This window comes from Ruegeria sp. HKCCA6707, assembly GCF_013033515.1.
Lineage (GTDB): Bacteria > Pseudomonadota > Alphaproteobacteria > Rhodobacterales > Rhodobacteraceae > Ruegeria.
Map to the genome: position 1 here is coordinate 1,013,603 of NZ_WQEG01000001.1, position 25,697 is coordinate 1,039,299.

At 58.9% G+C, this 25,697-nt stretch carries 23 protein-coding genes; 6 read left to right on the top strand and 17 right to left on the bottom strand.

Annotated features, from left to right (window positions below; all coding sequences use genetic code 11):
* The first annotated feature begins 132 nt into the window (after positions 1-132).
* The 5 genes from GOW40_RS04955 to GOW40_RS04975 all read left to right on the top strand — a co-directional run bounded on the left by GOW40_RS04955 (position 133) and on the right by GOW40_RS04975 (position 6,220).
* Complete coding sequence (locus tag GOW40_RS04955; protein WP_254444263.1) at positions 133-1,254, top strand: hypothetical protein; 1,122 nt, start codon at positions 133-135, stop codon at positions 1,252-1,254.
* A gap of 103 nt (positions 1,255-1,357) precedes the next feature.
* On the top strand, positions 1,358-2,869 hold the full coding sequence (gene gatB / locus GOW40_RS04960) for an Asp-tRNA(Asn)/Glu-tRNA(Gln) amidotransferase subunit GatB (protein WP_171128073.1): 1,512 nt from the start codon (positions 1,358-1,360) through the stop codon (positions 2,867-2,869).
* A 90-nt stretch (positions 2,870-2,959) separates the two neighbouring features.
* Positions 2,960-4,216, top strand: a complete 1,257-nt coding sequence (gene pepT, locus GOW40_RS04965) for a peptidase T (protein ID WP_171230886.1) — start codon at positions 2,960-2,962, stop codon at positions 4,214-4,216.
* 79 nt (positions 4,217-4,295) lie between these two features.
* A complete protein-coding gene (locus tag GOW40_RS04970; RefSeq protein WP_171096857.1) occupies positions 4,296-4,754 on the top strand; it encodes a DUF4177 domain-containing protein in 459 nt (152 codons plus the stop codon).
* A 98-nt stretch (positions 4,755-4,852) separates the two neighbouring features.
* Positions 4,853-6,220: a DUF3179 domain-containing protein gene (locus GOW40_RS04975; RefSeq protein ID WP_171128069.1), complete on the top strand. Its 1,368-nt coding sequence runs from the start codon at positions 4,853-4,855 to the stop codon at positions 6,218-6,220.
* Here GOW40_RS04975 and GOW40_RS04980 read toward each other — a convergent pair whose 3' ends face one another.
* From GOW40_RS04980 to GOW40_RS05055, 16 genes are all read right to left on the bottom strand, one after another.
* Positions 6,221-7,906: a chloride channel protein gene (locus tag GOW40_RS04980; RefSeq protein ID WP_171128066.1), complete on the bottom strand. Its 1,686-nt coding sequence runs from the start codon at positions 7,904-7,906 to the stop codon at positions 6,221-6,223.
* Positions 7,907-7,986: 80 nt separating this feature from the next.
* Entirely contained in the window at positions 7,987-9,636 is a 1,650-nt protein-coding gene (recN, locus tag GOW40_RS04985; protein ID WP_171130398.1) for a DNA repair protein RecN, read from the bottom strand.
* Positions 9,637-9,672: 36 nt separating this feature from the next.
* Complete coding sequence (locus GOW40_RS04990; protein ID WP_171096850.1) at positions 9,673-10,533, bottom strand: outer membrane protein assembly factor BamD; 861 nt, start codon at positions 10,531-10,533, stop codon at positions 9,673-9,675.
* Between the two features lie 126 nt (positions 10,534-10,659).
* Positions 10,660-11,580: a UDP-3-O-acyl-N-acetylglucosamine deacetylase gene (lpxC, locus tag GOW40_RS04995; RefSeq protein WP_171128064.1), complete on the bottom strand. Its 921-nt coding sequence runs from the start codon at positions 11,578-11,580 to the stop codon at positions 10,660-10,662.
* Positions 11,581-11,792: 212 nt separating this feature from the next.
* Positions 11,793-13,400 (bottom strand): cell division protein FtsZ, encoded by a 1,608-nt coding sequence (gene ftsZ / locus GOW40_RS05000; RefSeq protein WP_171128062.1) that lies wholly within the window; start codon positions 13,398-13,400, stop codon positions 11,793-11,795.
* A gap of 350 nt (positions 13,401-13,750) precedes the next feature.
* Complete coding sequence (locus tag GOW40_RS05005) at positions 13,751-14,173, bottom strand: hypothetical protein (RefSeq protein WP_171128060.1); 423 nt, start codon at positions 14,171-14,173, stop codon at positions 13,751-13,753.
* Positions 14,160-15,494, bottom strand: coding sequence for a cell division protein FtsA (ftsA, locus tag GOW40_RS05010; protein WP_171130396.1), 1,335 nt, complete (start codon positions 15,492-15,494; stop codon positions 14,160-14,162). The genes GOW40_RS05005 and ftsA overlap by 14 nt, the downstream gene beginning before the upstream one ends.
* A 7-nt stretch (positions 15,495-15,501) precedes the next feature.
* Entirely contained in the window at positions 15,502-16,509 is a 1,008-nt protein-coding gene (locus GOW40_RS05015) for a cell division protein FtsQ/DivIB (protein ID WP_171128058.1), read from the bottom strand.
* On the bottom strand, positions 16,497-17,420 hold the full coding sequence (locus GOW40_RS05020) for a D-alanine--D-alanine ligase (protein WP_171128056.1): 924 nt from the start codon (positions 17,418-17,420) through the stop codon (positions 16,497-16,499). The genes GOW40_RS05015 and GOW40_RS05020 overlap by 13 nt, the downstream gene beginning before the upstream one ends.
* Before the next feature lie 103 nt (positions 17,421-17,523).
* Positions 17,524-18,450, bottom strand: coding sequence for a UDP-N-acetylmuramate dehydrogenase (gene murB / locus GOW40_RS05025; RefSeq protein WP_171128054.1), 927 nt, complete (start codon positions 18,448-18,450; stop codon positions 17,524-17,526).
* Between the two features lie 44 nt (positions 18,451-18,494).
* Positions 18,495-18,737: a DUF2484 family protein gene (locus GOW40_RS05030; protein WP_171096835.1), complete on the bottom strand. Its 243-nt coding sequence runs from the start codon at positions 18,735-18,737 to the stop codon at positions 18,495-18,497.
* Positions 18,734-18,982 carry a DUF2484 family protein gene (locus GOW40_RS05035; RefSeq protein WP_171128052.1) on the bottom strand — a complete coding sequence of 83 codons (249 nt, stop codon included), beginning with the start codon at positions 18,980-18,982 and terminating at the stop codon, positions 18,734-18,736. The genes GOW40_RS05030 and GOW40_RS05035 overlap by 4 nt, the downstream gene beginning before the upstream one ends.
* Before the next feature lie 74 nt (positions 18,983-19,056).
* Positions 19,057-20,466, bottom strand: a complete 1,410-nt coding sequence (murC, locus tag GOW40_RS05040) for a UDP-N-acetylmuramate--L-alanine ligase (RefSeq protein WP_171128050.1) — start codon at positions 20,464-20,466, stop codon at positions 19,057-19,059.
* Complete coding sequence (locus GOW40_RS05045; RefSeq protein WP_171128048.1) at positions 20,463-21,560, bottom strand: UDP-N-acetylglucosamine--N-acetylmuramyl-(pentapeptide) pyrophosphoryl-undecaprenol N-acetylglucosamine transferase; 1,098 nt, start codon at positions 21,558-21,560, stop codon at positions 20,463-20,465. The genes murC and GOW40_RS05045 overlap by 4 nt, the downstream gene beginning before the upstream one ends.
* Positions 21,560-22,723, bottom strand: coding sequence for a putative lipid II flippase FtsW (gene ftsW / locus GOW40_RS05050; RefSeq protein WP_171128046.1), 1,164 nt, complete (start codon positions 22,721-22,723; stop codon positions 21,560-21,562). The genes GOW40_RS05045 and ftsW overlap by 1 nt, the downstream gene beginning before the upstream one ends.
* 159 nt (positions 22,724-22,882) lie before the next feature.
* On the bottom strand, positions 22,883-23,929 hold the full coding sequence (locus GOW40_RS05055; protein ID WP_171128044.1) for a Hint domain-containing protein: 1,047 nt from the start codon (positions 23,927-23,929) through the stop codon (positions 22,883-22,885).
* 218 nt (positions 23,930-24,147) lie between these two features.
* Here GOW40_RS05055 and GOW40_RS05060 point away from each other — a divergent pair, with 218 nt between their 5' ends.
* Positions 24,148-25,341 (top strand): NAD(P)/FAD-dependent oxidoreductase, encoded by a 1,194-nt coding sequence (locus GOW40_RS05060; protein ID WP_171130391.1) that lies wholly within the window; start codon positions 24,148-24,150, stop codon positions 25,339-25,341.
* On the opposite strand, the gene GOW40_RS05065 is transcribed toward GOW40_RS05060, so the two are convergent.
* Positions 25,323-25,697, bottom strand: coding sequence for a glycine zipper family protein (locus tag GOW40_RS05065; protein WP_254444265.1), 375 nt, complete (start codon positions 25,695-25,697; stop codon positions 25,323-25,325). The two genes, GOW40_RS05060 and GOW40_RS05065, sit on opposite strands and share 19 nt — an antisense overlap.

Here is a 25,697-nt window from a genome sequence, read left to right on the forward strand (position 1 = left end):
CGGTCTCTTGGGGCAATGTTCGCCCGAAAACCCGGTCGCCTAGACCAATCCAATCCCGAAACGCTCTCGGCTACTGCTGATGTGCCCGCCCAGCTTTTGGCGTCGGGACAACTGAATATTCCAATTGCCCAGATGCAACCTGAAGATGTAGTCGGTCACAAGCTGATCGAACGCGGAAGATACCTAGCGCGTCAGGACCTTTGGGACGAGCTGTCGCAAGAAATGCACGCCGCCGACGCGGCGCGAAAAGTGACACCGTGCGGCCAACCCGTGGTGGACCTTTTGGCCTTTGGCGCGCGTTCCGACGTGGTTCTGGCTGTCGAACACGCGCTGTCAGATGGGAAAGCCATTCAGGAATACGACCTGTTGTGCGGGGTCTCAGAGCTTGAGAATGAATACCGCCTTCATTCGGGCGATCCGATGATCGGCCTGGTGGTTGCCTTGACCCATATCGACATGGCCTGGGCTTGGCGCGGAACAGCGACCGACGCGACGTTGCCACCGCTCCACAGCGCCCGGTGCGCAGCGCATTTCGACCGAGCGGCAGCGGTTCTGCCTTTGTGCCAGTCCAGATTGGCTGACAGCCCGGCTTTGGCCGCAGCCGAATGCGCGCTGCTGGCCTCTCAGCCACAGGCACAGGCGCGGGTTGCACAGAAATACGAGGCGCTGATCGCGCTGGATCCGCAGAACCAACGTCACATGCGCGCCATGGGTACGCATCTGTTGCCGCGCTGGTTCGGCAGCCATCAAGAACTCGAAGTTCAGGCGCTGCGCATTGCAGCTCAGACCCATTCGGTCTGGGGCGCAGGTGGATACACCTGGGTTCAGTTTGACGCGATTGCGCTGGATGACGACGCGCTTGCACAGGTGGATGTCGAGTACTTCCTGGAAGGCTTGTGCGACATCGTTCATCGTCGCCCGGATCAGCAGATGATCAACCTGCTGGCCGCTTATTGCGCCATCACCTTGCAGAAACGCGCGGGGATCAACCCCAAGGCTGATGAAGCGCGTGAACAGATCTGCGAAGCCGCGCAATGGCTAATCCGTGATCACATGACCGAGCTGCACCCGATGATCTGGGCCCACGCCGCAGACGGGTTCAACAACAGCCTGCGGATCAATTCGCCCGAACGTTTTGCCGCTCGTGGCCACACTGACGCGCTGCGCGCCATTTCGGACCTGTTCCGCGAAGAACTGCGAAGCGGTCAGAGCGTAACTTTCACGCCTTCGGGCCTTCAGTTTTCGGGGAACTGATCCTGCGGGGGCGATTTCACTGAATTGCCCCCATTCCCCCTTGCTCCTTTGCCGCACCGGGCCTAATACGCTGGCCTAGACGATTGCGGATATGAGGCGCGCCATGCTCGACCTGACATACGAAATGCCCAAACCCAAGACCATTGCCGGGGCCAAGCACGATTGGGAATTGGTGATCGGGATGGAGGTGCATGCGCAGGTCTCATCCAACGCCAAGCTGTTTTCGGGCGCATCGACCCAATTCGGGGCCGAGCCGAACTCGAACGTCGCTTTCGTGGACGCCGCGATGCCTGGAATGCTGCCGGTGATCAACGAGTATTGCGTTGAACAAGCCGTGCGGACGGGGCTGGGCCTGAAAGCGGATATCAACCTGAAATCGGCCTTTGACCGCAAGAACTATTTCTACCCTGACCTGCCGCAGGGCTATCAGATCTCTCAGCTGTACCACCCCATCGTGGGTGAAGGCGAAGTGCTGGTTGAACTGGGCGATGGCACCGCGCGCATGGTTCGGATCGAACGCATCCATATGGAGCAGGACGCGGGCAAATCGATCCACGACATGGACCCTAACATGTCTTTCGTTGATCTGAACCGCACTGGCGTTTGCCTGATGGAGATCGTCAGCCGCCCCGATATCCGCGGCCCCGAAGAGGCCGCCGCCTATATCGCCAAGCTGCGCCAGATCATGCGGTATCTGGGCACCTGTGACGGCAACATGCAAAATGGCAACCTGCGGGCGGATGTGAACGTCTCGATCTGCCTGCCCGGTGCCTATGAGAAATATCAGGAAACGCAGGATTTTTCGCATCTGGGCACGCGATGTGAGATCAAGAACATGAACTCGATGCGCTTTATCCAGCAAGCGATTGAGGTCGAGGCCCGCCGTCAGATCGCCATTGTCGAGGCTGGTGGAGAGGTCGAGCAAGAAACACGCCTGTACGACCCAGACAAAGGCGAGACCCGCTCGATGCGGTCGAAGGAAGAGGCGCATGATTACCGCTATTTCCCCGACCCCGATCTGCTGCCGCTTGAGATCGAGCAAGCCTGGGTGGACGATATCGCCGCCAAGCTGCCCGAATTGCCTGACGATAAGAAGGCACGGTTCATCAGCGCGTTTGGCCTGACCGATTATGACGCCTCCGTGCTGACAGCCGAGGTGGAATCCGCCGCCTATTTCGAAGAGGTGGCACAAGGCCGCAATGGCAAGCTGGCCGCAAACTGGGTCATCAACGAACTGTTTGGTCGCTTGAAGAAAGAAGACCACGACATCACCGACTCGCCCGTGTCTCCGGCGCAGCTGGGCGGGATCATCGACCTGATCGCCTCGGACGCCATCTCGGGCAAGATCGCCAAGGATCTGTTCGAGATCGTCTATACCGAAGGCGGCGACCCGGCGCAGATCGTCGAAGAGCGCGGTATGAAGCAGGTGACGGATACCGGTGCGATCGAGGCCGCACTGGATGAGATCATCGCTGCCAACCCGGCGCAGGTCGAAAAGGCCAAGGTGAACCCGAAACTGGCTGGCTGGTTTGTCGGTCAGGTGATGAAGGCCACCGGTGGCAAGGCCAACCCTAAGGCGGTCAACGAGTTGGTCAGCAAAAAGCTCGGGTCCTAATCAACCAATCCAGTTCTGAGCGGAGTCAGGCCATCTGCTTGACTCCGTTTTCGTTTGCGCTCTTTCTTCGGCACCAGAGAGGTAGGTGCCATGAAAAGCAGATTTGATCAGGAACTCGAAACCCGGCTGGTGCGCTACGCGGCCATCGACAGCCAAAGCGACGAGACCTCGGCCTCGACCCCCAGCACCGACATTCAGTTCAATATGCTGAACCTGCTGCGTGACGAATTGAAAGAGATTGGCGCGCAGGATGTCGAAATGACCGGTGACAGCGTCGTTGTGGCGACGATTCCGGGCACGGCTGAGGGGCCGACCGTCGGTTTTCTGGCCCATGTAGACACCGCGCCGCAATTCAACGCAACCGGCGTCAAACCGCGCGTGATCAAAGGGTATAACGGCGGTGATATCACCTTTCCCGATGATGCCGAACTGGTGCTGTCCCCCGACGATCACCCCTATCTAGCGACGAAGATCGGTCATGACCTTATCACCGCGTCAGGAACCACCCTGCTGGGAGGTGATGACAAGGCGGGCGTATCTATCCTGATGACAATGGCCCGGCATCTGATCGAAAACCCTGACATCCCGCACGGCCCGATCCGCATCGCATTTACACCAGACGAAGAAATCGGGCGCGGCGTGACCGAACAATTGCCCAAGGATCTGACAGCAGATTTTGCCTACACTCTGGACGGGCAGGAAGTGGGTGAGATTGAATATGAAAGCTTCTCGGCTGACCGCGCCGTGATCAAGATCACCGGCGTGCCGATCCACCCCGGGCTGGCCAAGGACAAGATGGTCAACGCGGCGCATCTGGCAGCCAAAATCATTCAAACTCTGCCACAGGCGACCATGACTCCCGAAGTCACCGACGGGCGCGAGGGCTTTATTCATGTCACCGACATGAATGGCGGCTCATCCGAGATGGAGATCAAACTGATCCTGCGTGACTTTGAAATGGAAGGGCTGGAAGCACAGCGCGACATTGTCCGCCAGGTCTGCGCAGCCGTTCAAGCGACCGAGCCGCGCGCCCAGATCAGCTGCGACATCAGTCACCAATACCGCAACATGCGCTATTGGCTGGAAAACGATATGACACCGGTGGATTTGGCCCGTGAGGCCTGCCGCGCCCATGGGATCGAACCGATCTCGGTTCCCATTCGTGGCGGCACCGATGGCTCGCGCCTGACAGAATTCGGCACGCCCACACCGAATATCTTTACGGGCATGCAGTGCATCCATGGCCCGCTTGAATGGATATCAGTGCAGGATATGGCACTGGCAACCGAGGTTTGCCTGACCCTGGTCGAGAAAGCAGCGCAGGGTTCGCGCAACAGTTCACAGTGAAATTGCAGAATATGCCGAGAGTGCTTTCACCTGCGTGATGGCATGTTAATTTGCGCCGGTAAAAGATCAGGACCAAGTGATGTCGCGTTACGAATACAAAGTTGTTCCCGCCCCGCAGAAGGGCACCAAGGCCAAAGGTGTGAAGACCCCGGAAGGGCGCTTTGCCGTTTCGGTCGAACAGATCCTGAACCAGATGGGTCGGGACGGGTGGGAATATCAGCGCGCGGAACTTCTGCCCAGTGAGGACCGGTCTGGCCTGACCGGATCGTCCACCAACTGGCGCAATCTTCTGGTGTTTCGCCGGCGCGTCGAAGAAGCCGTGCCCCAACCGTTGGTAGAGCCCGCATCCGCGATCGAAGACGATGGAACGCCTCGCGCGGTGCCCGTTCCGGGGCCCGAAGAATCGGTTCCAGACCCAGAACCAAAAGTTTCAGCCCCTGCCCCGATTGCCGCGGAAACCAACGACCCACCCTTGACCTTGAGGGCCGAAGACAGCCCCCCCAAGGCCGACGAGTCTGATCCAACCCCCAAGGCCTAGGTCCTTTCGTTTCAATCGCGGCGCGATCACGCGCCTGTTGCGTGAATGTGATCGCGTTTGCGGGCACACTCTGTCCAGATGCGATTGGAGAGAGAGCCATGATGATAACTCGCCGCCATTTTGCCAGCCTGCTTGGGGCCGGCGCGATGCTGCCCAATATCGGATGGGCCCAGGAAGATCCCGTGCTCGACGCCGTGCGGTCCACCTTGTTCGGGATCACCTCGGAATTTCAGTATGGGATGGATTTTCTGCGCGAACGCGGCGACCCCGACGTTGTTGCCGCCCTGTTGACCGGACTACGTTATTCCGGCAGACGTCGCGACGAAATCGCCGCCGTCATGGCCGAGTTAAGCGGGCAGGATCTTGGAACAGATTGGTTCGAATGGATGCTCTGGCAAGAGCGTAATCCGCAGATCGTACCCCACCCCTCGCTGATCCCGTTCAAACGTGAGGTTTTTCTGGGTATCGACGAGAATTTTGACGTCTTCCTGCGCCCCGAGTATTTGCAGCGCGACAAGATGAATATCCGCCTTGAAGAAATCACCTGGGGCGGGGTCAAGAAAGACGGTATCCCGTCGCTGGACAATCCAACGCTGATTTCGGCCAAAGGAGCCTCATACCTCAAAGACGACGATCTGGTCTTTGGTGTTTCAATCAATGGCGATGTGCGTGCCTATCCGCTGCGCATCATGGGCTGGCACGAGATGTTCAACGAGGTGATCGGAGGTGTGCCCGTCGCTCTGGCCTATTGCACCTTGTGCGGATCGGGCATCCTGTTTGAAACGCAGGTTCCCGGACAGCGCAAACCGCTGGTTTTCGGCTCATCCGGGTTTCTCTATCGGTCCAATAAACTGATGTTCGACCGCGCCACCCATTCACTATGGAACCAATATACCGGCAAACCGGTGGTTGGACCTTTGGTCGACAGCGGGATCGAGCTGAAGCAGCGCCCGGTCGTGATAACCCGCTGGGACAGCTGGAAAGCCTCGCATCCCGACAGCAAGGTTCTTTCGCTCAGCACCGGACATCGCCGCAACTATGGGTCGGGGGTCGTCTATCAGGAATATTTTGCATCGCCCGAGTTGATGTTCCCCGCACTGGTGGATCAATCGCAGCACCGCCAAAAGGACTATGTATTTGCCATCCGCCAGTTCGGGGCTGCGCGGGCCTGGCCACTGGATGCGTTCCAGGGCAAACCCGTTATCAACGACGCCATCGCTGACAGGCCCGTTGTTCTGATGGGCGATCCCAAGAAACGCAGTGTGCGGGCCTATGAACGCAAGTCGCATAGGTTCAAAACTGTGGATGGCACTTTGCAAGATGCCAAGGGCGTACGCTGGCGCGTTACCGAAGAGGCTTTGATCAGCCCCGATGGCACGGAATTGCCGCGCGTGGCGGGCCATATTTCGTATTGGTTTGCCTGGGACAATTACCTTGGCGATGCGGCCAGCGTCTATGGCGGCTGATCAGGAATGTTCTTCCGCAGCCGTGGCCGCAAGCGCGCGGTTATAAGCCTTTAGGGCGTCCACATGATAGAGAGCCCCGACCGGGTTCTCTTGCCCCGTATCATCCTGAACGACGACGGGGATACACGGTAGGTCAGCGCGGTCGAAATAGGGCATCGCGGCCTCAAGCGTAGCGCTGGCGCTGACACACAGCCCCTGTTCAATCAGAGCCTTGGCCTCGTCCTCGGAGATCGCGCGCGGATCTCCGATTGGGCGCATCACCGTGCCCGCCCGCAGCATCGCCAGCAAATAAGCCTGCGGGCCTGCCGCCAGATGCACGTTCCGCCGTTCCAACTGTGTCAGGAAGAAAGACCGATCCACCAGGCGCGAGGCCAAGGCTGTGGACATCGAGACCGAAACCATAACGGCCAGGCCGATCTGCCAATCACCTGTCAATTCAAACACAATCAATGTTGTTGAAATTGGCGCGCCTAAAACAGCCGCCGCCACCGCCCCCATGCCCGCGAAGGCATAAAGCGTATGGGTTCCCGACACATCCGGCAGCAAACCGGTAGCAATCAGGCCAAAGGCCAGCCCCGTCAACGCACCGATCATCAAGGCCGGAGAGAACACCCCGCCCCCCATACGACCGCCCATGGTGATCGCCAAAGCCACTGTCTTGATCACCGCAAAAAGGATGGCTGTTGTCAGAACCAGATCCCCGGTCAAGGCGCGGATCGTGGTCTCATACCCCACACCAATGATATGCGGAAACCAGATCGCCAGCAGACCCAGCATCGCCCCCGACACCGCCGGGCGCAGCCAGCGTGGCAGGGACAGCCGGTTCTGGATATGGGTGCCAATGTCCTCGGCAAAAAAGATCGACCGCATCAGGAGCAAGGCCACCAACCCGCAGATCAGTCCCAGGATCAGAAAAGCAGGTAGCTCTACGTAGAACTGCAAAGATCCCGGCGTATTGAGCGTGAATTCCGTAACATCGCCATAGGCCAACCGGTTGATCACCGTGCCCGCGACCGAGGCAATGACAATCGGTGCGAACGCATGGACGGCGAAATGGCGCAGCACCACTTCCAACGCAAACAGGGCTCCCGCGATGGGCGCGTTGAAACTGGCTGAAACCGCAGCCGCGACGGCGCAACCCAGCAGGTCGCGCCCGGTGATGCCATCCGCGTGAATTCGATCACTCACCCAGGTGGAAATCACCCCGGCCATGTGAACCACTGGCCCTTCCCGACCGCTTGAACCACCCGAACTGAGCGTGATCAGCGATGCAAAGAAAGAGGCGATGCCAGCCTTCGTCTCGACACGACCATCTGTAATCGCCGCCCCTTCGATGACATCCGCGACCGACCGCACACGTCCGTCTTCGGTGAACTTGTGCAGGATTATCCCAACAACCAGCCCACCGAATACTGGCAACAGCAGGATCCACAGCCACGAAAGCCTTTCAGCATGGCTGTGCAGGAATAGAATGTTGTCGGTTTGGTAGAGGAATGCCTGCAGCCAGGTGATCGCCATCCGAAACCCAAGCGCCATAAAGCCAGCGGCGATCCCGATGGCCAAAGCAATGAACCAGAATTGAACCTGACTGGGACCGCGATGGTGCAGGACGCGCCAGGCGTCTCGCAACGCGGAAAGCGCCTGATTGAGCTGATTGCGCAGCACGGTGCGGGTTGACTGGGTCATTGATCCTCGGAAGGTGGTCCTTAACCCTTACTAGGCGACGTGCCTGACCGTGGGAAGACGCTAGGGCGCTGAATTGGCCATCATGCGTCCAACAAAGCACGGGCAGCAGCGCGCGCCTCGTCGGTGATTGTGTCGCCTGCGACCATGCGAGCAATTTCGTCCACCCGGTCAGGATCATCCAGCGGAATCACGGTCGAGAGGGTCTGATCACCTGTCACATGTTTCTGCACCCGCCAATGATGCGCTGCGCGGGCGGCGACTTGGGGTGAGTGGGTCACCACCAACACCTGACCACCCTGCGCCAAAGCGGCCAGGCGGCGCCCCACCGCGTCGGCTGTGGCACCACCGACGCCCCGGTCGATCTCATCAAAGATCATCGTGCGGGCGCTGTCGTCCCCCGTCAGGCAGACCTTGAGCGCCAGAAGAAATCGGCTGAGTTCCCCGCCCGATGCAATCTTGTTCAGCGGTCCAGAGGGCGCACCGGGGTTGGTGGCCACAGTAAAGGCCACAGCGTCGATCCCTTCTGGCCCTGCATCGCTTGTGGTGACTTCCGTCCGGAAAACCGCGCGCTCCATCTTCAGCGGGGTGAGTTCCGCCATCACCGCATCGTCCAAGGCGGTGGCTGCCTCTTGCCGCTTCGTGCTCAGCGCAGCTGCTGCGTTGTCATAAGCGACTTGCGCGGCTTCAACACCCGCGCGTTTTTCCGAAAGATCCGCGTCACCTGCATCCAACCGCCCCAGCCTGTCGCGCAGCGTTTCCGCATACGCGCCCAAATCATCCGGGGCCACATCATGCTTGCGGGCCAATGCACGGATGGCAAAAAGACGTTCTTCTGTTTGCTCCAGCTCGGCCGGGTTGAAATCAAGCGCTTGCAGGCAGGCGTTAACACCATCTTGCGCCTCTCCCAATTCGATCAGGGCGCGCCCCAACGCGGCGATCGGCTCTTCCAACTGGCCACCGGCACTGTCTGAAACACTCTCCAGCCAACGCACAGCATCGGTCATCGCAGCTTCTGCACCGTCACCCCCCAACAATGAGAACGCGCGGGCCACATCATCGCGGATCCGCTCGGCCCCCTGCATCATGCGGCGGCGCGCATCCAGCTCGGCATCTTCGCCGGGCTGCGGGTCGAGCTGATCCAACTCGGCAACCGAATGGCGCAAAAACTCTTCTTCGGCACGCATCGCGTTCAACGCCGTTTCGGTCTGTTCCAGCGCCTTGCGCGCCCGCGACATTTCAGACCACGCCGCGCGCACAGCCTCCAGTTCGTCCCCAGCAGCCGCATAGGCATCCAGCATCGCCCGATGGCCCCGAGGGTTCAGCAGGCCGCGATCATCGTGCTGGCCATGTAATTCAATCAGCGTCTCCGACAAAGCCCGCAGCACCTCGCCCGAGCAACGGCGATCATTGACCCAAGCAGTCTTGCGCCCCTCAGCCGTGTTGATGCGGCGCAGAATCAACTCGTCACCGCCGGGCAATCCAGCCTCTTCAAGAATAGCATGAGCAGGGTGATTGGCGGGTAGATCAAATTCGGCCACAACCTCACCTTGGGCCGCGCCTTGGCGCACCAATTCCGCGCGCCCGCGCCAGCCCAGAACAAAGCCAAGCGAATCCAGCAGGATCGATTTCCCCGCACCCGTTTCGCCAGTCAACGCGTTCAAGCCCGGTTGGAAACTCAGCTCCAACCGGTCGATGATAAGCATGTCGCGAATATCCAAGGCGCGCAGCATCGGGTCTTTAGCGTCCCAAGCCAAAAGCCATAGCGATTACAACCACTCACCCTTGATGGTCTGACGGTAGATCGTGGCAAGCCAGTTGTTGCCCCGGCTCTTCAGATCCAGGCCGCGAGAGGTCAGCAGGGTATAAGCGTCATCATACCATTCGGACGACTGGTAGTTGAACCCAAGGATCGCGCCAGCGGTCTGAGCTTCATCGACCAGACCCAGAGACAGGTAAGCTTCAACCAAACGATACAGCGCTTCGGCCGTATGTGAGGTGGTCTGGAAATCTTCGACCACAACACGGAACCGGTTGATCGCAGCGGTATAGTGATCCTGACGCAGGTAATAGCGACCGATCTCCATCTCTTTGCCAGCCAGATGGTCAAATGCCAGATCAAATTTCAAAACAGCCGAGGTTGCATATTCGCTATCAGGATAAACCTCGATCACGGTGCGCAAGGATTGTAGGGCCTGGAATGTCAGCCCCTGATCGCGACCAACTTCGTCGATTTGGTCATAATAGCTGAGCGCAAGCAGGTATTGCGCGTAGGCAGCATCTTCGTCGGTAGGATAGAAATCGATATAGCGCTGTGCGGCTGCGCGGCTTTCTGCATAGTTCTGATCGGAATGGAACGAAAACGCCTGCATGATCAGCGCGCGTTTGGCCCAATCGGAATAAGGATAGAGGCGTTCGACTTCCGAGAAATACCACGCCGCGTCATCCGAGCGATTCTGCGAAAGCTCGTACTCGCCTCGGGTATAGATTTGTTCCGGCGTGAACCCTTCAAGGTTCTGGCTGCGGTCCGCCCCCCGGCTTTTGAAAAGGCCGCCGCTTCCGCATGCCGTCAAAGTTGCTGTCAGAAGAATCGCAACCGCGAACCTGACTGCCGCTTTGGTGCCAACCATTCCGCCCATCCTTGTCGTCTTGCTTATCGGGGCACGCCCCTGATCGGAAACGGTCTAGCACATAAAATTCCGGTGCAAAACGCCTTATAGGGTCTCTGACGCAATTGTTGTCAGAGCTGATCTTTCTCAGGCGACCTGCGGAATTTCACTCGCGACTAGCCCTTGGCCGGGCAAACGCGCGGCTTGTTCAGGCGTGCACAGTACCGGGCGCACCGCACCCGGGGTCTCGAACAGTTTGCGCAACAGTTTATTGGTTGCGGTATGGCCGGACCGTTCACCGATATAGCGACCCAAAATCGGACCACCTGCCAGATAGAGATCGCCAAACGCATCAAGCATCTTGTGACGAACTGCTTCGTCCTCATGCCGCAAACCACCCGGTGTCAGGACAGTTTCTCCGTCAACAACGACCGCATTATCAAGCGTACCACCCTGCGCCAGTCCATTCTCGCGCATCATATCGACATCGGACTTGCGGCAGAAAGTACGGCTATCAGACAGCTCGCGCGCGAAAGCTCCGTTGGACATGTTCAGAAAAGCGCTTTGGCGTCCGATGATCTTGTCTTCAAAATCGATTGTAAACTCGATTTCAAAATTCTCAGAGGGGACCAAGCTGGCTGTGCCGCCATTGTGCTCTACGCTGACGGGCTTGAGAATCTCATAGGCCAAAACCGGAGCCGCCTGGCGGCGCAAACCCGCCGCCATGATGGTGCGAACAAAAGCAACGGACGAACCGTCCATCACAGGAACTTCGGGGCCATCTATTTCGATCAGAACGTTGTGCAATCCACATCCAGCAAGCGCCGCCATTATATGCTCGACCGTCGAAACCGAAACACCACTGGCATTCACCAGACGCGTACACAAGGGCACATGCTCGGTCATGTCATAGGCGGCTGGAACCATCGTATCGCCGACCTCGATATCGGTTCGTTTGAACCAGATACCGTGGCCGACAGCTGCCGGTTTCAGAATCATTTTCGCGGGCTTGCCGCCATGCAAACCGTAACCAGTGAACGTGACCGGAGATTTGAGCGTATGTTGCAAATTGTGCCCCCGAGAGTGGTGTCCCGCCGAAGCGGAGTTAACGCATCCTCACCTAAGGAACAGGGCGTCTAGGCTCAACTCACTCTTTGCAACCGATTGAAACATGAATGTGACAGATAAGCGAAACCCTGCTTACCGGAGGTTAGTATGTTGTTTTTAAAATAAAAAGAGCCGCCCGACGGCGGCTCTTTCCAAGGATTTTGTGACCAGCCTTAGTTCGCTTGACGGCGTAGGAAGGCCGGAATTTCGATGCGATCCTGGTCAGGATCCGCCTCTTCTGCGACAGGTGCCGTAGCGTCAGCTTGGCGCAAACTTGGCTGATGACGCGGTGCTGGGGCCGGAGTGTCACCGGCATGACCGGTCATGCGATCAATCAACCGGTTGAAGCCAAAGCGGGGGCGATCTTCGGCTTCGACCGGGGCCCGCTCGACCGGTGCTTGCGGCCGCTCGGCTGCGAAACGACGCTGTCCGCCCGGCACGTTTTGTACGGCTTTCTGCAGTCGCTCAAGCGCCTCAGGCGAAGGGGTTCCCGGGACAGCAGCAGCGGGTGCGGCATAGGGCTCGGGTTCAACCATTTCCGGCTGCGGTTCGAATGCGGCGACTTGCGGCTGATAGGCCGGTGGAGGCAAACCATCATCCTCTGTTTGCCGCGCAGCAGGTTCCTCACGCCAGTTGTCCTGTGCTTCGGAATTCTCCATCGATTCAAAGAGCGTCGGGGCCACAGTGGTTTCCGCAGCAGGTGCCTGTTCCAGCTCAGCCACCTGCGTCTCTGCCGCCGGAGCTTCGGCAGCGACCGTCCGCGTCAAGGGCTCGGATATCGAGCGCCGCGCGACCGGAGTTTCGCCTTGGTCTTCGGCTGCGTCGATCCCGGTTGCGACAACCGATACCCGCATTCCACCTTCCATCGCGGTGTCGAGGGTTGAGCCGACGATGATGTTGGCTTCGGGGTCCACTTCTTCGCGAATGCGGTTGGCTGCTTCGTCCAGTTCGAACAGGGTCAGATCGTCGGACCCCGTGATGTTGATCAGCACACCCTTGGCACCGCGCAGGCTGATTTCGTCCAGCAGCGGGTTGGCAATGGCTTTTTCAGCCGCCTGAATGGCGCGATCCTCGCCGGTCGCTTCGCCGGTGCCCATCATGGCCTTGCCCATCTCATCCATCACGGCGCGGACATCTGCAAAGTCGAGGTTGATCAGACCCGGACGCACCATCAGGTCAGTCACACCTTTGACACCCTGATAGAGAACGTCATCGGCCATCGAGAATGCTTCGGTGAAGGTGGTTTTTTCATTGGCCAGACGGAACAGGTTCTGGTTGGGGATGATGATCAGCGTGTCGACCACCTTTTGCAGCGAGTCGACACCGTCTTCGGCCTGACGCATCCGCTTGGCGCCTTCGAATTGGAACGGCTTGGTGACAACACCAACGGTCAGAACACCCAGCTCACGCGCGGCCTGTGCAATGATCGGCGCAGCCCCGGTGCCGGTGCCGCCACCCATGCCCGCGGTGATAAAGCACATATGCGCGCCGGCCAGATGATCGACGATCTGCTCGATGCTTTCCTCAGCCGCAGCAGCGCCAACAGCGGGACGCGCACCCGCCCCCAGGCCTTCAGTCACTTTGACACCCAGTTGAACACGGGCAGAAGACTGGCTTTGCTGCAGAGCTTGAGCATCCGTATTGGCAACGACAAAGTCGACACCGTCCAGCTGCTTCTCAATCATGTTGTTAACAGCGTTGCCACCCGCACCACCAACGCCAAAAACCGTAATCCGTGGCTTCAATTCGTCGTGCCCGGGCATCGAAAGATTCAATGTCATGCTCTGTCCGCCTGTCTATAAGTTTTCCGCAAAATGCGGTGTTTTTCTGACCTATCCTGCAGGGATTTTAACTTTCGAATCCGCAAAGGTCACGCCAAAAATCGCGGATTCCTACAAAATATGGAGGAATTATGGCAGTGACCGGCGACATTTCGCGCCATGCATCATATGTTGGGGTCGATAGCAAGCGCACCACAACAACCATGACTTGCACATCGCCGAAAGGGCCATGCGCCATGCAAACTGATTCACCTATCTGTGCGGATCACTGCTCAAAGCTCTGCCGCTAGGCCTCTGTCGGACCCTGTGGATATTTTGGGGGATAAAACCCCCGTCCGCAACCACTTTCTTCAACCTATCGGAGTGACTGGGCAGTCCAGACTGTCTTCGGTGATGCTGCGCACTTCTTGTATCTCGCTGCGTGGAAATTCGACCAGACGCACCATCAGACGATCTTCGTGCAGAAAGGGCCACCAGCACACGGGCAAACCGTCTTCATCATCATCGTAGAGGAAACACAGCTGCCCGTTCGGGGTGGTGATACGCCCATAAACACAGCCTCGGCCCTCCGCCCGCCAGACGGACAGCGAAGGGTTTAGAAATTCTTCGGTGCCGACAAGAATCCCTGACCGTATCTCGTAAAACTGGATCGTCTTACCAACAACGGCCTCCAGAAACGCCTCGGGAGAGATTATCGTTTGCGCTGCGGCCAGCGAAGGCAAGCTGGCCGCGATGGTGCAAGCTGTCGCTTGAAGGCGCTTACCAATTGTCACGGAACCAGCGCACGGCGCGCTTGAAGGGTCGGGCCGAGTAGGTATCGACCGGGATTTCGAAATCCCACCATTCGTCTTGCGGATGCGCTGCAAACAGGCTGAGCCCCACGGCAGAGGAAAAGCCCGGCCCAGTAGCCGATTGCGGCAATCCGTGCACGCGCAGCGGTCGGCCCAGACGCACACGCTGGCCAAGGATCCGGCTGGCCAATCCGTCCAGACCCATGATCTGACTGCCGCCGCCCGTGAGCACGATCTGCTGGCTTGGCAGATGGTCAAAGCCTGCGGCATCCAGACAGAGGCGCACCTCTTCCAGAATCTCTTCCACGCGCGGGCGCATGATGCCGATCAGTTCGGCCCGACTGACGGTGCGGCGGTCATGCTCCCAATCGCCGGTGTCGCCTCCGATATCGATCATGTCGCGGTCATCCGCGCCGGTGGCATGAACGCCACCGTTGAAGGTCTTGATCCGCTCGGCCACGCTGGCGGGCACACCCAAGCCCATCGAGATATCGGATGTCACATGATCGCCGCCCATCCTGACGCTGTCGGCATAGATCATGTGTTTCTTCATAAAGATCGAAACGCTGGTGGTGCCGCCACCCATGTCGATACAGGCCGCGCCCAGTTCCTGCTCGTCCTCGACCAGGGCCGATATGCCCGAGACATAGGCCGAATTCGCAATGCCCGCCAATTCCAGGTCACAGCGTTTGATGCACCGCACCAGATTCTGGATTGCGACTGCATCAACGGTCAGCATGTGCATATCCACCGCAAGTGATTGCCCCAACTGCCCGCGCGGATCAATCAGGCCCGAGCGATTGTCGAGCGCAAAGTTCACCGGCTGCGCGTGCAGCACTTCGCGCCCTGACCCATAGTCAGGCACATCGCAGGCGTTCAGAACCCGACCCACTTCTGCCTCGGTCACCAATTGGCCCTCGATATCCACCTGCGCGTCCAGACCGTAAGAGCGTGGATTTGCCCCCGAGAAACAGGCAATCACGTGATCCACCCGGATATCGGCCATCTTCTGCGCCGCCTGCAGGGCGGTACGAATGGCGCGCTCGGTTTCTTGCATTTCGGTGATTTCACCAAAGCGCACACCGCGCGACCGCGTTGTCGCTGCTCCGATGACGCGAAACCCGGTCTGACCTGCCATCGAGCCGATTGTGTTGTCCTCGCTTTGCGGCGCGGTACCGTCAAACCGCAAGACAAGACACGAAATCTTCGAGCTTCCGACATCCAGGATCGCAATCACACCGCGCTGCATCGCCTGACGGCGCATCTGCCGCATTGCCCGTTGGGACTGATAAAGGTCGGTCATCATCACGTTATTGCTCGTCACTCACTGTCACTTTAGTATTCCACCACAGGTCACTCGCGACCTGGTTCATCCGAATGGTCGGGCGCTGCCCCAGACGCATATCCACGGCAGCCACATCGCGCTCCAACAGATCCTGAACCTCGTTCACCGCCAGCACCCGTTCGAGCGCTCGCACCGGGCGTTCGGTCGGCAGCATGATGCGCTGGTCGCGGTCCAGAACCAGATCCCAGCGGCGTTCACCAACCCGCACCAGCCCGCGCACCCGGCTGCCCAGGCTGCTGGCGGTACGCAAAATCTCAAGCGCTTCACTGACATGCCGATCCGCGCCTTTGCCCGCGATAACAGGCAGGTCGGGGTGATCAGCGCGGGTCGCAATCATTTCGACATGGGCGCCGGTTTCGTCCAGCAATTCGATCCCCTGCCGCGTGCGCCACAGGATCACGGGCTGGCGTTCAATCACATCGACCTGAAGAATTCCCCCGGGCCGAATACGCACGGTGGCAGATTTAACCGGGTCCAATCCGGTAATCGTGTCGCGGATATGCTCGACATCCAGATCCCAGGAACTGATTGGGAAATCCAGCGGCACAACCTCACGAATATCTTGTGACAACCCGGTACCAGCCCCGTCGATGGCCATCAGATTGACCATGAATTCTGGTCGCTCCTGGATCGAGGTCTTGATATCCGCGAAATAGCTGACCACCTCGGCGCGCCTGTCCTCCGAGGCAAAGAAACCACCAATTCCTGCGGCCACAATCACAATGGGCAGCCCAATTTTCAGGCCACGACGCACACCGCGCGTCAAAAGCCAGCGTTGCAAGCGATAGCTCAGCCGTGATGGGGCCGGATCGCCTCCCTGTGTTGCGCGACCAAACAGCTTGACCCCGCGCAAATGCAGAACCGGCTGGCGGTCCGTTTCACTGGCGTCACCTGAGGCAAAATCTGCATCGGGGCCCGCCAAAGGTTTGGACCGATGAATCGTCAGACTGCGTGTGGCTTTCAGCGGTCGCATGACGCGTCCTCCACCATCCAGGCGCAAAGTTCACCGAATGTCATGCCGCAATGGACGGCTTGTTCGGGCACAAGCGAGGTCGGTGTCATGCCAGGCTGCGTGTTGGTTTCGAGCAGGAACAACCCGTCCGCCCCCTGGCTGTCATCCCAGCGGTAATCGGTACGCGTTACCCCCCGGCACCCAAGCGCATTATGCGCCGTAACGGCATATTCCATACAGCGGTCAAAAATGTGCTGCGGGATGTCCGCCGGCAGCACATGCCATGAGCCGCCGGGTTTGTATTTGGCATCATAATCGTACCAACCGCCATCGGTCATGATCTCGGTCACGGTCAGCGGGCGGTCGCCCATCACCGTCACAGTCAACTCGCGACCCGCAACATATTTCTCGACCATCACATGGTCGGGCATCGTCTCGTCCAGTTGCGGGGGCCCATTCGCGCTTTCGTGCACAATATATATGCCGACACTCGAGCCTTCATTGTTGGGCTTGGCCACATAGGGTGGCTGCATCACATGCGCTTCGACAACTTCGATTTTGGGTACAATGACGCTTGGAACAACCGGCAGCCCCTCGGCCTGGTAGACCTCTTTGCTGCGCTGCTTGTCCATCGCAAGCGCCGAGGCCAGCACGCCGGAATGGGTGTAGGGAATACGCATCCATTCCAACAGGCCCTGCACGCAACCGTCTTCGCCCCAACGACCATGCAGCCCGTTGAATACCACATCCGGCTTGATGTCCAAAAGGCGCGCATAGAGGTCGGGACCTGCGTCCAGCTCGACCACTTCAAAGCCTTCTCCCCTGAGGGCGGCTGCGCACTCGCGCCCGCTGCTGAGTGACACCTCGCGTTCCGCCGAGGGGCCGCCCATCAATACCGCCACTTTCGGGGTTGTCCTGCTCGACCTACCCACTTAGCGCCTCAATGTCCCCGGACCTTATCTGGTGGCCCGTACTGCGTTTATGCCTTTGATCCGTCGCCTGAATTTGCCTGAGAACGGTCTGACGGATGGGGCTTTATTTTGTCACCGGGTCGCCGACCCGCATGATTTCCCACTCTAGCGTGATGCCGCTTGTTTCGTAAACCTTTTTTCGAACCTCTTCGCCCAGTCCTTCAAGGTCTGCCGCTGTGGCGCTGCCGGTATTGATCAGGAAATTCGAATGCTTTGGGCTCATCTGCGCCCCGCCCCGTGAGGCCCCGCGCATACCGGCGTCATCAATCACCTTCCAGGCTTTCAGATCATGCACGTCGTCCGCCTGCCCCGTTGACGAAAACCCTGCCGGATTTCGGAACGTCGATCCCGCACTGCGGTCTTTGGTGGGTTGGGTTTCGTCGCGCTTTTTCAGTTGCGACTCCATCCGGGCGTGTAACTCTTCTGGGGTGCCCATGGGGCCTTCGAAAACCGCCGAGACCAGCACGGCGCCATCTGGCAGGTCAGACTGGCGATAGCGAAAGTTCAGCTCTTCCGCGCTCAGGTCCAACAGCTCGCCCGCGCGCGTCACAATGGTTGCCTTGCGCAGCACATCTGCGGTGTAACTGCCATAACACCCCGCATTCATTCGTACCGCGCCGCCAACCGAGCCGGGGATCGTGCGCAGGAACGTCAGATCAACACCCGCATCCGCCGCCCTGCGCGCTACATGCGCATCCAACGCAGCGGCCCCCGCGGTGACGGTGTTGCCGTCGGTCTCGATGCTGTTGAACCCGCGCCCCAACCGGATCACCACCGCACGCAAGCCACCGTCCCGAACAATCAGGTTCGAACCTACGCCCATCGGGAAGACTGGGACATCCGCAGGTAGGGTGCGTAGAAAGCTCCGCAAATCCTCAAGATCGGCAGGTTGAAACAGATAGTCGGCCGGTCCGCCCACGCGTAGCCAGGTCAGATCGTTCAGCGGACGATTTTCAGTGAGCTTGCCACGAGGAGTTGGGAGATTGGTCATGCCCGCTAGATCGGAGATTTGGCCCGGCAAGGCAAGGCGTTTTCTCAGATGCGCTTGCGCAGCCAACGTCCCAGATAGATCACAGGCCAACGCAGAACCGACATGCCTGCGGCCAGAACGATCAGCCCGATCCACGGGCCGTTCTGATAGGTGACATAACCCAGTATCGGAATCCCTATGGCAATCAGGAAATAGGCCCGGGTCCAATGATTGTCTTTGCTGGGAATCATCGCCAGCACATTTGCAGCCAGCCCCCAAAGACAGGCCAACAGAAGCGAAGTGTTCATTCCGACACCTCGTGACCTGTCCATTTCCGCCAATAGTAGCGCAAAGGGTTGCGGAACATCGAGACAAACCCCGCCAATGCCAGCAGCCCAACGATCACGCCAAAATCGTATCCAAGCCAGACGATCAGCACAGGCGCACAAATCAGCAATAGCACCCCAGGAGGGAACTGCATACGCATCGGCAGCAAGGCCACTACCGTCGCGCTGATCACCCAAAGCGCGGCAAAAACCACCGAGTATTCCATACGATCCCCCACTAAGAGGTTATTTTTTCGGCAAACTAACACAATTCAAGCAGTTGCGCTACATTCGGGTCAGATCAGACCGCCTCTTTACGCAGCAAACGATCAGGCAGAGCGTTGGCCCAAGCGCTGATCGTACCAGCACCCAGACACACGACCATGTCGCCCGGACGTGCTTGTTCGCGCACCAAACGTTCCAGATCGTTTTCGTCCAGCAAGGCCCGCGCATGGCGGTGGCCGTGGCGAATTAGACCCTGAACCAGACCGTCCCGGCTGGCGCCGTCGATTGGGTCTTCGCCCGCGGCAAAAACCTCGGCTATGGCGACCACATCGGCGTCGTTGAAACAGGTGCAGAAATCATCAAACAGGTTGGACAGGCGCGAATATCGATGCGGTTGATGCACGGCGATCACACGACCCTCGGTCGCTTGACGGGCGGCTTTCAGCACCGCTGCAATCTCAACCGGGTGGTGGCCGTAATCGTCGATGATGGTGACACCCTCGACCTCGCCGACTTTGGTAAAGCGTCGGTTGACGCCCCCAAAATTGGCAAGCGCGTCGCGGATCTCGGCCGTTTTCATCCCTAGATGACGGGCCACAGCCACCGCTGACAGTGCGTTCGAGACGTTGTGATCGCCGGGCATCGGCAGAGTGCAGCCTTCAATTACCTTGTCTTCGTATTGCAGATGGATGTCGAAATGCGCGACGCCCCCCTTATAGGTCAGGTTTTCGGCACGCACATCAGCCTGCGCATTGAACCCATAGGTGCGCACGCGGCGGTCGGTGATCCGGCCCACCAGCGTCTGAACCTCGGCATGATCCGTGCAACAGACAGCCAGGCCATAGAATGGAAGGTTCGAGACAAACTCGTGAAACCCGTCGCGCAGCCTGTCGAAATCGCCCCAATGCTCCATATGCTCGGGGTCGATATTGGTGACGATGGCAATGGTCGCGGGCAGGCGATTGAACGAGCCGTCGCTCTCATCGGCTTCGACCACCATCCATTCACCCTGCCCCATGCGCGCGTTCGAGCCATAAGCATGGATGATGCCGCCATTGATGACAGTAGGGTCAAAGTCTCCGGCGACCATGAGCTCGGCCATCATGGTGGTGGTGGTGGTTTTGCCGTGTGTCCCCGCAATCGCGATATTCGATTTCAGGCGCATCAGCTCTGCCAGCATATCGGCGCGGCGCACCACCGGCAGGCCCTGCCTGCGCGCTTCGTCCAGTTCCGGGTTTCCTGGCTTGATCGCGGTCGACACGACGACGACGGCTGCGCCTTCCAGATTCTCGGCCTTTTGACCGACGAATATCTCGGCCCCCAAACCAGCAAGCCTGTCTGTAATCTTGGACGCTTTCAGATCCGAGCCCCTGACCTGATAGCCCAGGTTGAGCAGAACCTCCGCGATGCCGGACATCCCGATCCCGCCGATCCCGACAAAATGGATCGGCCCCACATCTTGCGGCAGTTTGGTTGCAGGATTCATGTGCTCTCCTTCTGCGCCAGCTGTTCGACAAGAGCGACCAGGCGCTCGGTTGCGTCAGGCGCCCCAACCGACAGGGCAGCATGGGCCATTTTTTGCGCGGCTTTGGGGTTATTCAGAACCAGCGCGATTTGCGCGGTCAACGCGGGAACGTCAAGTGCATTTTCAGGGATCATGATCGCAGCCCCTGCCTGAACCAACCCGCGCGCGTTCGCGGTTTGGTGATCGCCTGCGGCAGCGGCAAACGGAATCAAAATCGAGGGCCGCCCGATGACAGAGATATCGGCGACGCTGGACGCCCCTGCGCGCGAGATGACAAGCTGCGCATCGGACATACGTCGCGGGACGTTGTCAAAGAATGGCTTCACCTCAGCTCGAATGTTGTGGTCGTTGTAGAAAGCTGTGACCCGCGCACCATCTTCCTCGCGTGCCTGATGGGCCACACGAATGTGGCTGCGCAAGCCTTCGGGCAGGGCTGCTATCGCGCCGGGCACAATGTCGCTGAGGATGCGCGCGCCTTGCGAGCCGCCCATGACCAGAACCGACATCGGATAGTCACCGGGCGGGATATAGCCCGCCTCGGCGCGTTCCAAAACAGCGCCACGCACCGGGTTGCCGGTGTGAACGCCTTTGGCCCCGTCGGGCAGATCGGTGGGCCAGACACCACAGGCCACTTGGGCAACACGTGACGCGAACAGCTGATTGACCCGACCCAGTACACCGTTCTGTTCGTGGATCATGCGCGGGATCTTGAGCAAAGTCGCGGCGGCCAGAGCGGGAATGGACGGATAGCCGCCAAAGCCCACAACCACATCCGGCTTGTCCCGCATCATCTGCGCTACCATCCCACTGGCCCCGGCTGCGATCTTGGGACCGACCATCAGCTTGGCCACCACTCCGCCCCGGGCGAATGTGGCTGAGGATGCCTCGACGATCTCGGTCGCTGGTGGGAATGCACCAGTATAGCGCGCGCCGCGCTCGTCGGTTGACAGGCGCACACGCCATCCCTTTTGCAACATCGCCTCGGCCAGCGCCTGGGCCGGGAACATATGCCCGCCTGTGCCTCCGGCTGCGATCAAAAGGTACGGTGCCGCCATCACCCTCGTCCGCGCAAAATGTCACCCAGCTCGCCCTGCGGGCGGATACGAGTAAACGCCAGCAACATGCCCACTGCGATTCCACCCGCAATCAATGAGGACCCGCCATAGCTGACAAAGGGCAGCGTCATACCCTTGGCCGGCAACAAGCGCACGGCAACCCCCATATTGATCATCGCCTGAACGCCGAACATACACGCCAGACCGGTCCCGGCCAGACGGATGAACATGTCGCGTTCACGCATCAGGCGCAGCAAGGAGCGCACCACGATGATCGAATAAAGCGCGATGATAATCAGCACGAGGATCAAACCGTATTCCTCGGCGGCAACGGCGATGATGAAATCGGTATGCGCGTCAGGCAGCGACCATTTCACCTGCCCCTCGCCCACACCCACACCGAACAGCCCGCCCTCACGAATTGCGTTGGTGGCATATCCCAGCTGGGTGGTCGGATCGACCTCCTGGTTCAGAAAGCCGTCGATGCGGCGGGCGAAGTGTTCCGAGTTGGAATAAGCGAACATCCCGGCCAAAACCACGACGCCCGCCATACCCACCAGCAACAGCATCGGTGCACCGGCGACGAAATACATCACGCCCCAACCAAAGAGGATCAGGCAGGCTTGACCGAAATCCGGTTGCATGACCAGCATCCCAACAATCGCCATACACAGCGCAAACGACCACAACCGTCCCGGTGGACCGTTGATTTCCTGCGAGGCAGCCAAAAGCCACGCCGCAACAACAATGAACCCCGGTTTCAGAAACTCAGACGGTTGCAACGATGCAAAGCCCAGCGAATACCAACGCACCGCGCCTTTGCCAAAATCCGTCCCGAAAATGGGCAAAAAGGCCAAAGCAACAAAGGCTGCGAGAAAGCCCAGCACAGCCAGACGCCGCACCAAAGTGGGCGACATCATCGAGGTCAACAGCATCGCGATCAAAGCCAGAATGCCGAAGAAGGCCTGCCGCTCGACATAGTGGAAAGGATCAAACCCGTTGCGACCTGCCAGCGGCGGAGATGAGGCCAGACCCAAGAGCAGCCCGATGGCAAACAGGATCAGGACGCATGTCATCGTCCAGCGATCAATTGTGCGCCACCATTTTGGTAGAATCGGTTCGCCGCGCTGGTTCTGGACCGCGCCATACACCATCTCAGTCATGAGATACCGCCACTTTCTGCCTCGTTCACGCCCCGTTTTCGGGGTCTGACTGAAAGTGTATCGCGAAAATCTTGTTCAGGCCAGTAGAATAAGGGGCATCCGGGGGGATTTCCGCCGGTCGACGCAGTGCTCTATCGCGTTCAGCGCATGGCCTCGACCCTAAGAGAGGATAGGTTTGCTGTTCTTCACGTGACGGTTGACCAACGCACGCATCTCGCGCCCCTTATGAGGGACCAGCCGCGCGGTTTCAGGTGAAAAATCTTCAGCCAAAAGCTCGGGGAACAATTCCGCAATTTCCGAGATTGACGCATCCCCGACTGCTTTGCGGGCTTCGCTGCCCAGATACAAGCTTTCGCAAGGTGCACCTTCGGCAAAGATGATCTCGTGGTGGTCAAACAGGATGTGAAAATAGCTGACTGCAGAGGTCTGTTCATCAATCGAGACGCCGGGGATGTCGATCAGTTTGATCGCCGGGATCAGCACTTCGGATTTCGCAAACATTCTGACTGCAATCGGTGAACGGACCAGCATCCGGTGCTGCGGTGAGACCCGAAGATCCCGTTTGGGAAAACCGCCGCCCAACGCGCCCTGTGCGATGCAAATAGGCCGTAGCTTCGGCTTGGCGTGCAGGTCGATGCTGTCCAACTGCCGCGACCCGATCCAGCGGATCACTTGCGGGCCGTTGTCCAGCGTCATGACTGCGTCACCAGGGCAAAGCGTTTCGACCGGTTTGGGACCCTCTGCCGTCTCGATCAGCGTGCCCGCCGTAAAACAGGGGACAACGGTATCGATGTCGATGCTCGGGCCATTGTCGATAATCGCCGTGATCGTCAACGTGGTGTTCAACGGCGGCACCGTTCCACCAATGAAACCCATGAAGAACGCGTCTTCGGCATCTACGCCGATCGAATTTCCGTCCCCGTCGATATCGTAGTCAAAAAAGCCGATCTCGTACGTATTGGTTCCATCCGTCACGGTAACGGTGAAGTCCCAGAAAATCGTTTCGCCAAGGTAAGTCTGCGTCGGGTCGTTGGCGGTTTCGTTCGAAACGCTGTCACCGGCAAAAATCGTCGGGTCCACACCAGTGTCGATATCAATCTGGCTGTAGGCCGAGATTTCGAAGGTCGACCCGACCACAGCTGTCGACGCGCCTGCGTTGGACAATGTCGTGTCGCTGCGAAAAGCTCCGAAGACAGGCGTTGGCATAACTGAAAACCCTCTTACTCTGGCGCATATCACCCAAGCGTGGGCTGCAACTTGCTGGCCTTCGGGTGCGAGGTCAAGCACGGCGTCAGATTTTTCAATGACTGTCGTATGGATGCCTGTATTCGATCTGTCGCCAAGATGGCCCGGATCCTGACTAAGCGTATTCGCGCAGGTTCTACCCCTTGTCATCGCCGTCATTCCGCGCCATGGGCCTTTTCATGATGTTCGACACAATCATACTTGGCGCCGGTGCTGCCGGCCTAATGTGCTGCGCACACAGCGGTGGACGCACGCTGGTGATCGACCACGCAAAAGCACCAGGTGAAAAGATCCGTATTTCTGGAGGCGGGCGGTGCAATTTCACCAACCTTTACGCGGGGCCATCGAATTTTCTGTCGAAGAACCCGCATTTCTGCAAATCAGCACTGGCGCGGTATACGCAATGGGATTTCATCGATCTGGTCGATCAGCATGGTATCGCATGGCATGAGAAGACGCTGGGACAGTTGTTCTGTGACGGCTCATCGAAACAGATCATTTCGATGCTTTTGGCCGAGATGGAGCGCGCAGGCGCTCTAATCTGGCTACAAACTTCGGTGCGTGGCTTGCGCAAACTCGAAACGGGGTTTGCGCTCGACGTCGAAAAAGACGGCCAGTCCCATAGCCTGATTTGCAGGAACCTGGTGCTGGCGACCGGGGGCAAATCCATCCCGAAAATGGGCGCCAGCGGTTTGGCTTATGACATTGCGCGCCAGTTTGGCTTGAACGTCACGGACACACGCGCGGCATTGGTGCCGTTTACCTTCACTGACGGTCGGTTCAAAGAATTGTCCGGCGTGTCCCTGCCCGTCCGCTTATCCAATCAACGCACCAGCTTTGACGAAGCATTGCTTTTTACTCATCGCGGGCTCAGCGGCCCTGCCGTGCTGCAGCTTTCGTCCTATTGGCGGGAAGGCGAGCCCATATGCGTCAACCTGCTGGCCGACCTTCCGTTGGTTGATATTCTACGTCGGGACAGGCAGGCCTCGGGCCGCAAGGCGCTGACCACCGAATTGGCAAAACACCTACCAGCGCGTCTGGTCGAACACCTCAGCCGAAGCATCAAAATGCAAGGCAATCTCGCTGATCAATCGGACGCTGCCCTGTGGTCGCTTGCTGATACGTTGTCGAATTGGCAGCTAACGCCCTCTGGCACCGAAGGCTACCGCACGGCCGAGGTAACGCTTGGCGGGATCGATACCGATGGGCTGTCGTCCAAAACAATGGAGGCCAAGGAAGTCCCTGGCCTCTTTGCAATTGGCGAAGCGGTGGATGTTACCGGTTGGCTCGGAGGCTACAACTTCCAGTGGGCTTGGTCGTCGGGTTATGCCGCTGGAACTGCAATTGCTGCCCGTCAGCCGACGACGTTATAACCGCGACCGCGCATGCAATTGCGTACGATGACTTCCTGGTTTTGGGTGTTTTGCAGAGCGCTGGCTCCTGCACCCACCAAGGCACCGGCAACAGCAGCACGCCCCAGATCGCTTGCGCTGTCGTCAATGATGGCCTTGGTTCCCGCAGCGCCTGCTGCACCAATCGCCGCCGCTCCGGCGGTATTGCCGTCCACGGTGGGCTGCGTCCGTGCCAGCGCCTGACATTGAGCGAGATCCGCGTTGTAGTTCGGACCAACTGGGCCGTCGACAATCGGCTGATAATTGGCGCCCACATTTGTGCAGGCCGCAGCCATCAACAAGACCGGGAGGATCAAAGCAGATTTACGGGTAAGCAT